This window comes from Streptomyces sp. NPDC054956, from assembly GCF_053609185.1.
Genome location: NZ_JBSGXB010000303.1, coordinates 1 through 9003, shown reverse-complemented (window position 1 = coordinate 9003; position 9003 = coordinate 1). Strand labels below are relative to the sequence as shown.

Annotated in this window: 7 protein-coding genes; 2 read left to right on the top strand and 5 right to left on the bottom strand. The window is 72.1% G+C overall.

Annotated features, from left to right (window positions below; all coding sequences use genetic code 11):
- The 5 genes from ACWGDE_RS32060 to ACWGDE_RS32040 form a co-directional block, all read right to left on the bottom strand.
- Positions 1–2015: ABC transporter permease (locus ACWGDE_RS32060; protein WP_453392547.1), on the bottom strand; the 2015-nt coding region annotated here is incomplete at its 3' end.
- Between the two features lie 16 nt (positions 2016–2031).
- Entirely contained in the window at positions 2032–3294 is a 1263-nt protein-coding gene (locus ACWGDE_RS32055; RefSeq protein WP_453392546.1) for an ABC transporter substrate-binding protein, read from the bottom strand.
- Between the two features lie 133 nt (positions 3295–3427).
- Positions 3428–5254 carry an AMP-dependent synthetase/ligase gene (locus ACWGDE_RS32050; RefSeq protein WP_453392545.1) on the bottom strand — a complete coding sequence of 609 codons (1827 nt, stop codon included), beginning with the start codon at positions 5252–5254 and terminating at the stop codon, positions 3428–3430.
- Positions 5255–5362: 108 nt separating this feature from the next.
- A complete protein-coding gene (locus ACWGDE_RS32045) occupies positions 5363–6013 on the bottom strand; it encodes an NADPH-dependent F420 reductase (protein WP_453392544.1) in 651 nt (216 codons plus the stop codon).
- A 146-nt stretch (positions 6014–6159) separates the two neighbouring features.
- Positions 6160–7011 carry a LysR substrate-binding domain-containing protein gene (locus ACWGDE_RS32040; protein ID WP_453392548.1) on the bottom strand — a complete coding sequence of 284 codons (852 nt, stop codon included), beginning with the start codon at positions 7009–7011 and terminating at the stop codon, positions 6160–6162.
- 132 nt (positions 7012–7143) lie between these two features.
- On the opposite strand from ACWGDE_RS32040, the gene ACWGDE_RS32035 reads away from it, so the two are divergent.
- Positions 7144–8241 carry a bile acid:sodium symporter family protein gene (locus ACWGDE_RS32035; protein ID WP_453392543.1) on the top strand — a complete coding sequence of 366 codons (1098 nt, stop codon included), beginning with the start codon at positions 7144–7146 and terminating at the stop codon, positions 8239–8241.
- A 9-nt stretch (positions 8242–8250) separates the two neighbouring features.
- On the top strand, positions 8251–8682 hold the full coding sequence (locus ACWGDE_RS32030) for a (2Fe-2S) ferredoxin domain-containing protein (RefSeq protein WP_453392542.1): 432 nt from the start codon (positions 8251–8253) through the stop codon (positions 8680–8682).
- Positions 8683–9003 lie beyond the last annotated feature (321 nt).

Here is a 9003-nt window from a genome sequence, read left to right as displayed (position 1 = left end):
CAGCCCGCCCGGCGTTTGAGGGCCGGGGCCTGGGGCGGAGCCCCAGTTTCGGGAAGGGGCGGGGTGGGGAACAGCCCCGCAGGTCCCACCCCGGCCCCCGCCCCGGCTTCGGCCCGGCGGCGGGCGCGGCGGACCGGGAAAGCCGCGCAGTAGCCATCCGGGTCGTTGGCCAAGGCCAACCCCGCCAGGCCGAACAGGATCACCGGCAGGTGTGGTGACTCCGTGACGTAGTCCGCCATCACCCGCGGAGCCACCGCGAAGACCAGGCCCGCCACCACCGCGTACTGGGGCCGCCGGACCCCCGCCGCCACGACCACCGCGAGCCAGACCAGTCCGGTCATCGCCGTGAAGTCGGTGGCCGTGATCCGGGTGTTGTACGAGGCGTACAGCACGCCCCCGAACCCGGCCAGCCCCGCCGACAGCGTGAACAGCAGCAGCTTGGTCCGCAGTACGGACACGCCGGAGGCCATCGCGGCCGCCGGCGCCGAGCGTACGGCGAGCATCGCCCGCCCCGAGGGCGAGTTCCGCAGTGCGCTGAGCCCGGCGGCGACCAGCGCGACCACGACCACCAGCGCCACGCCCAGCGCCCGGTCGTCGGACAGGTCCACCGGCCCGATCACCGGGCGCGGGATCGGCCACCCGGAGTCCCCGTTGCGCAGCCACCGCATCTGGAAGAGGACCTGGTCCGCGAGGAAGGCCAGCGCGAGGGTCGCCAGGGCCAGTGAGCGGCCGCCGAGGCGGAGCGCGGGCAGTGCGACCAGTGCACCGAGGACGGCGGCCACACAAGTGCCGACCGCCAGTGCCGCGACGAAGGGCCAGCCGTGGCTCATCAGCAGCCCGGCCACCAGCGCGGCACCGGTGACGAAGGTGCCCTGGGCCAGGGAGACCATCGCGCCGAGTCCGGTCACCACGGTGAAGGACATGAACACCAGGGCCAGCGCGAGCCCTTGGGCGAGGAGACCGCTCCAGAACGGCGTGGTGACCGTGTAGAACGCTGCGCCCAGAGCCACGCCGAGCGCCGCCCACACCCCCCACCGGCGCCCCCACGGGGCTCCGGCGAGGTGGTCCACGGAGGCCACGTCCACCGCGGCGGTCCCGGCGGTGCGTGCCCGCCGGGTGAGGACGAGGAGTCCGCCGAAGAGGATCAGGAAGGGCACGGCCGTCCTGAACCCGGTGACGGAGTCGGCGAAGGACGCGTAACCGACGACCAGGTTCTGCAGCACGCCCAGGCCCAGCCCGCCGGCGAACGCGAGGGGGACGGAGGCGAACCGCCCGATCACGGCCGCCGTGGCCGATACGAACAGGAACAGGGTGAAGTCGTGCGCCGACAGCCCCAGGAGCGGGGTCGCGAGAACTCCCGCGAGCCCCGCCAGACCCGATGCGATCATCCAGGCCACCGACGACAGCCGGCCGGCGTCGATCCCGCGCAGTTCGGTGAGCGAGCGGTTGTCGACGGCGGCCCGCAGCCGCAGCCCGAGCCGGGTGTGCCGCATCAGCACCCACAGGGCCACCGCCACCAGGGCGGTGGCCACCCAGGTGATCAGCTGGTCGGAGTCGATGCCGACGTCCTCGGTGAGCTGCCAGGACGTCGCGGGGCTCGGCCCCACCCCCGGCAGCCCGAACTGGTTCTCCGCCGGTTTGAGCGGAGCGCCCGCGTCCGTCAGCAGTTCGACCGTCCACAGGCCGGCCGCGGGCAGCGCCACCAGCAGGCCGATGGTGGCGACGATCTGCGCCGTCTCCCCGACCTGCGCGAGCCGCCGGAACATCAGCCGGTCCAGTGCCCACCCGAGCCCGGGTGCCAGTACGAGGACCACCAGCAGCGCCGCCGGGACGGCCGGCCAGCCCAGCCCGGAGTGCAGTTCGTAGAAGGTGAGCGCGCACAGGTAGGCGGTGGCCCCGTGCGCGAAGTTGAACAGCCCGGACGCCGAGTACGACAGCACCAGCCCGGTGGCGAGCAGTGCGTACAGGGCGCCGGACACCAGACCGCTCAGTACGAAGGCGAGCAGATCTCCCATGCCGTTTCCCGGCCCGCTACTTGAAGGGGATGGGCTCGTAGCACTTGAACGGTACGGAGACCTCGTACGCGCCGTTCTTCAGCTGGACGAGCGCGCCGCAGCCGAAGCTGTCCTTCTGGCCCTTGGGCTCGGAGCGGTCGCCGACGAGGGTCGCGGTGTCGGAGAAGCCCTGCGCGGCGGCCTGGAAGGACTCGACGGTCAGGTTCTTGCCGGCCTTCTGCGCGATGGACACGAACAGGTCGGCCGACATGTAGCCCGTCATCATGTGCATGTTGAGGGGGATGTCCTGCCCGCCGTTCGCGGCCTTGATGTCGGCCTTGAACTGGGCCATCTTCGGGTTCGTGGACTCGAAGGGCTCGAACTGCAGCAGGACGTGCACGCCGTCGAGGGCCATCTTGGTCGCGTCCTTGGCGAGCAGACCCGGGTCGTAGTCGGTCGGGTCGGAGAGCAGGCCCTTGTACCCGCTGCGCTTGAGCGAGGTGAACAGGCCGATGTTGTTGGGGGTCTGCATGACCGAGACGACCGCGTCCGGGGCCTTGCCGTCGTTGCTCTCGAGGATCTCCTTGACGTACGCCGACCAGTCGCTCGGGACGGCGGTGCCGGGCACCGAGGCCTTGGCGTAGGAGACCTTGAAACCGGCGCTGGTGAAGCCCTGCTGGAAGGTGCGCACGCCGAACTTCCCGGCGTCGCTGTCGTTGGCGATGATCGCGACGGACTTGCCCTGGGCCCCGCCGAGGACCTTGCCGATGCCCTCGGGCCAGGTCTGGTTGATGGTGCCGCCGGGGGTGGGGACGAGGCAGCCGTTGAACCCGTAGATGTACTTGGGGCCGCAGAAGGAGGGGAGCGTGCCCCAGCCGAAGGTGGGGACCTTCTCCTGTTCCAGGAAGTCGGAGCCGGAGAAGGTGACCGAGCTCATGGGGGAGACCGCGAAGACCTTGTCCTGCTGGACGAGTTTGCGGGCCGCGGCAAGGTTCTTGGCGGGGTCCTGGCCGTCGTCCTCGGCGCCGATGTAGTCGATCTTGCGGCCGTTGACGCCGCCCTCGGCATTGGCCCTCAGGTAACGGGCCTTGGCCCCGAGATCGGTGTCCTTCTTGCTGTAACCGCTGGCGCTGGTCATCGACACGATGCCGCCGACCTTGATCGAATCGGCGCTCACCCCGCGGGAGTTGCCGGCGCCCCCCGGCTTGTCGGGGGAGGAGCTGTTGGAGGCGGAGTTGCAGGCGGAGACGAGTGCGAGAGTCGCCGCCGCGGCGGCCAGGGTGCGGATCGGTCGCAACATGTGTGGATCCCCTCCGGTCGGAATCCCCGCATTCTGTGCGCGACCTGACGGATCGTCAATATCAATGACCAAGTAAAGTGACGATCCGTCAGTTAGCTTTCGGCGGTCCTCGGCTGCGCCTTCGGTTGCGCCCTCAGTCGTGGGAGTAGAGGGCCTCCACCTCGGTCGCGTAGGCCTTCTCGATCGCCCGGCGCTTGAGTTTCAGCGAGGGCGTCAACAGCCCCCGCTCCTCCGTGAACTGCTCGGCCAGGACCCGGAACGTGCGGATCGACTCGGCCTGGGAGACCAGGGTGTTCGCGGCCACCACCGCCCGCCGGACCTCCGCCGTCAGATCGGGATCCAGCACCAGGTCCGCCGCCGGCAGCTGGGGACGCCCGCGCATCGCCATCCAGTGCGCGACCCCCTCCATGTCCAGGGTGAGCAGGGCCGCGATGAACGGCCGGTCGTTGCCCACCAGCACGCACTGCGAGACGAGCGGATGCGAACGGACCCGCTCCTCCAGGGCGGTCGGCGCGACGCTCTTGCCGTTGGAGGTCACCAGGATCTCCTTCTTGCGCCCGGTGATCGTGAGGTACCCGTCCTCGTCCAGCCGCCCCAGGTCACCGGTGGCCAGCCAGCCCTCGCGCAGCACCGCCTCGGTGGCGTGCGGATCGTTCAGGTACCCGGAGAAGACGTGGCCGCCGTGCAGCCAGACCTCCCCGTCCTCGGCGATGTGCACGGTGGAGCCGGGGATCGGCTTCCCGACGGTCCCGTACTTGGTGGCCCCCGGCGGGTTCGCCGTGGCCGCCGCGCACGACTCGGTCAGTCCGTACCCCTCGAACACCGTGACCCCGGCGCCGTCGAAGAACAGCCCGAGCCGGCGCGACATCGCCGAGCCGCCCGACATGGCGTGCCGCACCCGGCCGCCCAGCGCCTCGCGGACCTTCCCGTACACCAGCTTCTCGAAGAGCTGATGCTCCATGCGCAGCTTGGCCGAGGGCCCGGGCCCGGTGCCGAACGCCCGCTGCTCGCGCGCCTCCGCGTACCGTACGGCCACCTCCACCGCCCGGTCGAAGGGGCCGGTCCGGCCCTCGGACTCGGCCTTGCGGCGGGCGGCGGCGAAGACCTTCTCGAAGACGTACGGGACCCCGAGCACGAACGTCGGGCGGAACGCGGCGAGATCCGGCAGCAACTCGGCCGCCGCCAGCACCGGCTGGTGCCCGAGCTTGACCCGGGAGCGGACGGCCGCCACCTCCACCATCCGCCCGAAGACGTGCGCGAGCGGCAGGAACAGCAGGGTGGACGGCTGCTCACCGGGCCCGGCCTGGAAGACGGACTCCCAGCGGGTCACCATCGTGTCGGCCTCGTACATGAAATTGCCGTGCGTCAGCACGCAGCCCTTGGGGCGCCCGGTGGTCCCGGACGTATAGATGACCGTGGCCGTCGCATCGGGCGTCACGGCGCCCCGGTGGCGGTGCACGACGTCCTCGGAGACCTGCCGGCCGTCCTCGAAGAGGCCGTCCACCGCTCCCGCGTCCAGCTGCCACAGCCGGCGCAGGAGCGGCAGCCGCTCGATGACCGACCCGACGGTCATGGCCTGGTCCTCGTCCTCGACGACGCAGGCCGTGCACTGGGAGTCGTACAGGATCCAGTGCACCTGCTCGGCGGAGGAGCTCGGGTAGACGGGGACGGGCTGGGCGCCTATCGCCCACAGGGCGAAGTCGAAGAGCGTCCACTCGTACCGGGTACGGGACATGATCGCGACGCGGTCTCCGAAGCGGATGCCGTGCGCGAGCAGCCCCTGGGCCAGCCGCGTCACCTCGGCGGCCAGTTCTCCCGCGGTCACGTCCTGCCAGACCCCGTCCGTCTTGCGGCCCAGTACGACCCGGCCGGGGTCCTCGCGGGCGTGCTGGAAGACGGCATCGGCCAGACCGCCGACGGGCGAGCCCGTGACGACGGGTGGGACGGTGATCTCGCGCAAGGCCCCGCTCCTCTCCGCGCAGCGCGGCGACGCTACCCCAGCCCTCCCCGTCGTTGATCAACGGCTGGATACCTCCACAAGACCTCCCCAGCCCTGCCGGTCGGAGCACTACTGTGCGGTGACCACCGAGATGTTGAAGTCCACCGGGCCCAGCACCCCGTACAGCCGCAGCCACAGGCCCATCAGGGCTTCGGTGGCGCGGGCGCTCGACAGGTCGCCGAGATCGGTGATCTGTCCCGGGTCCCAGCCGAACTCCTTGAGGAGCGCGGCGGTTTCGGCCTTCGCGGCGTCGTCGTCACCGCTCAGGAACACGGTGTGGTGGCCGGGAACGCGGCCGGGCTCGACCATGACGGCGTTGTTCATGGTGTTGAGGGTCTTGACGACCCGCGCCTCGGGAAAGGCCTTCTGGAGCTGCTCGGCGACGCTGTGGCCGTCCGGGGTGACGACCTTGGGCGGGAACCCCTCGGAGAAGTCCAGCGCGTTGGAGACGTCGACGACCGTCTTCCCGCGCAGGTTCCCGGCCCCGGCGGCCTCCAGGACGGCCAGGGAGACCAGGCCGCCGGTGGCGTTGACGACCAGCTCGGCGCCGGCGGCGGCGTCGGCGAAGGTCCCGTGGGCGCCGCCGGTCTCCGCGGCCCACGCCGCGGCGTCGGCGTTGTCCGCGGTGCGGGACCCCATCGTGACGTCGTGGCCGAGCGAGACGAGCTTCCCGGCCAGCTGCCGCCCGACCTCGCCGGTCCCCAGTACTGCGATCCTCATGCGCGTCCCCATGTCCGTTCCGTGCGAATGCCCGCCTGGTCAGGCGGGGTTGACGTAACGGGACCCTAGGCGAACAAGCCCCGGAACGGCAGCATCCGGCCACTGACGACACGGCGACGATCCGGCCCGGCGTCAGCCGGTCCTCGTCAGCCGGTCCGCGTCAGCCGGTCCGCGCCGGAGAGGATCGCCGCCGCCAGGGCCTCCGCGGCGGCCGATACCCGGGGGCCCCGCAGCAGGGCGAACTCCACCGACCCGAGGTCCGGCAGGCCGCCCACCCGGACCAGGCCCGGCGGGATCAGCCCCCGTGTGTGGGCCATGACGCCCAGCCCCGCCCGCGCCGCCGCGATCAGACCGCTGAGGCTGCCGCTCGTACAGGCGATCCGCCACGGCCGCCCGTCGGCCTGCAGCACGTCGAGCGCCCGCTCCCGGGTGATCCCCGGCGGCGGGAAGACGATCAGCGGCACCGGCCGGTCCGGGTCCACCCGCAGGCCCTCCGCCCCGATCCACACCATCCGGTCCCGCCACACCAACCGCCCCCGCTCGTCGGCCTCCCCGCGCCGCTTGGCGAGTACGAGGTCCAGCCGGCCCGCGTCCAGCCGCTCGTGCAGGGTTCCCGACAGCTCCACCGAGAGCTCCAGCTCCACCTCGGGGTGCTCGTGCCGGAACGCCTCCAGGATCTCCGGCAGCCGGGTCAGTACGAAGTCCTCCGAGGCGCCGAAGCGCAGCCGGCCCCGGATCCGGGTCCCGGCGAAGAAGGCCGTCGCGCGCTCGTGCGCCTCCAGGATCGAGCGGGCGAAGCCGAGCAGCGCCTCGCCGTCCTCCGTGAGTTCCACGCTGTGCGTGTCGCGCAGGAAGAGCGGCCTGCCCGTGGCCTCCTCCAGTCGCCGCACGTGCTGGCTGACCGTGGACTGGCGGACGCCGAGCCGGGCGGCGGCCTGGGTGAAGCTCAGCGTCTGGGCGACGGTGAGGAAGGTGCGCAGCTGGACGGGGTCGTACATACCGTCCACCCTAGTCGTGCTCATTCCATTCCGTGATGACAGTCAGAGCGGTATACGGGTTTCCCGATCACCACCCCACCCCCGACCATGGGAAGGACCCCTGCCCGCCCCTGAGCAAGTGAGCACCCCCGCATGCGCCGCCCGCACCTCCCCGCCCGACTCCCCGTGGACCCGTTCATCATGGGCCTGCTCGCCACCGTCGTCCTCGCCGCCCTGCTCCCCGCCCGCGGCGCGGCCGTCCCCCTCGCCGAGGCGGCGTCCACCGGAGCGGTGGCCCTGCTCTTCTTCCTCTACGGCGCCCGGCTCTCCACCCGCGAGGCCCTCGACGGCCTGCGCCACTGGCGGCTCCACCTCACCGTGCTCGCCTGCACCTTCGTCCTCTTCCCCCTCCTCGGCCTCGCCGCCCACACCCTGGTCCCCACCCTCCTCACGCCCCCGCTCTACAGCGGCCTGCTCTTCCTCTGCCTGGTCCCCTCCACCATCCAGTCCTCCATCGCCTTCACCTCGATCGCCCGGGGCAACGTCCCCGCCGCGATCTGCGCCGGTTCCTTCTCCAGCCTCGTCGGCATCTTCCTCACCCCCCTCCTGGCCGCCGGCCTGCTCGGCAACAGCGCCGGCGGGTTCTCCCTCGACTCGGTGCTGAAGATCGTCCTCCAGCTTCTCCTGCCCTTCCTCCTGGGCCAGGCCCTGCGCCCCTGGGTCGGCGGTTTCCTCGTCCGCAACAAGAAGGTCCTGGGTTACGTGGATCGCGGCTCGATCCTGCTCGTCGTCTACACCGCCTTCAGCGCGGGCATGGTCGCCGGGATCTGGCACCAGGTCGGCGTCGCGCGCCTCGGTGCGCTCCTGGCGGTGGAGGCGGTCGTCCTCGCCGTGATGCTGCTGGCCACCTGGTACGGGGCCGAGCGCCTCGGGTTCTCCCGCGAGGACCGGATCGCCATCCAGTTCGCGGGGTCGAAGAAGAGCCTGGCCGCCGGACTGCCCATGGCCAGCGTCCTGTTCGGCGCCCAGGCGAGCCTCGCCGTGCTGCCGCTGATGCTCTTCCACCAGATGCAGCTGATGGTCTGCGCGGTCCTGGCCCGGCGCAGGGCCCGGGACGCCGGAGACGCCGCGGACGCGGGGGACACCCGGGACGCCCGGGACGGTGCGCAGGCCGCCGGCGCCGAACTCCCCGGTGAACATGTGGCGGAGGTCTCCCGCACCGCTCAACACCCCGCCCCGCAGGCCCGGTAACGTGCGGCGGTGACCTGGATACGCCCGCTCTCCGCCCACGCCGAACGCCCCTGCACCCTGGTGGTCTGCCGGGGCTGCTGCTGCGGCGACGCCCGCAAGAACCCCGGCACCGACCACGCGGGCCAGCTCGCCCGGCTCCGCGAGGCCGCCGCGGCCTCCGGGGGCCGCCTGGCCGTCCGTACGACGGACTGCCTCGGGCCCTGCGCGCAGGCCAACGTCATCGTGGTGCAGCCCACCACCGAGGCCCGCCGCCGCGGCGCCCGCGCGGCCTGGTTCGGCTGGGCCCTGGACGACACCGCCACCGACGAGATCATCGCCTGGGCCGAGTCGGGCGGCCCCGGAGCCACCCCGGTCCCGCCGACCCTCGACCTCCATCGCATCGACCCCCCGGCCCCGAAGCCGGCCAAACCCGCCTCCCGCCGCGGCCGCAAGGGACGTTGAGGCGCGCCCCGACCGCGGGAGCGCCCCCGGTCGGGGCGGAGTAAGCGCGGAGGGGGTGCGGGGGCGCGGAACGTTAGAGCGGCGAAATGCCCGGTTCTCCTAGCTTCGGGGTGTCAGTCGAAAGCACCCACGGCAAGGAGCCGCACCATGAAGATCAGCAAGCGCATCGCCGCCACCTCGGCCGCCGTCCTGCTCGGCACCCTCGCCCTCGGCGGCGGGGTCGCCCACGCCGCGGACGGCGGTGGCGCTCACGGCGGCGGCCACGGCAGTGCCCCGTCCTCGCTCCAGAAGACGATCGAGGCCGCCCCGGGCACCGACCAC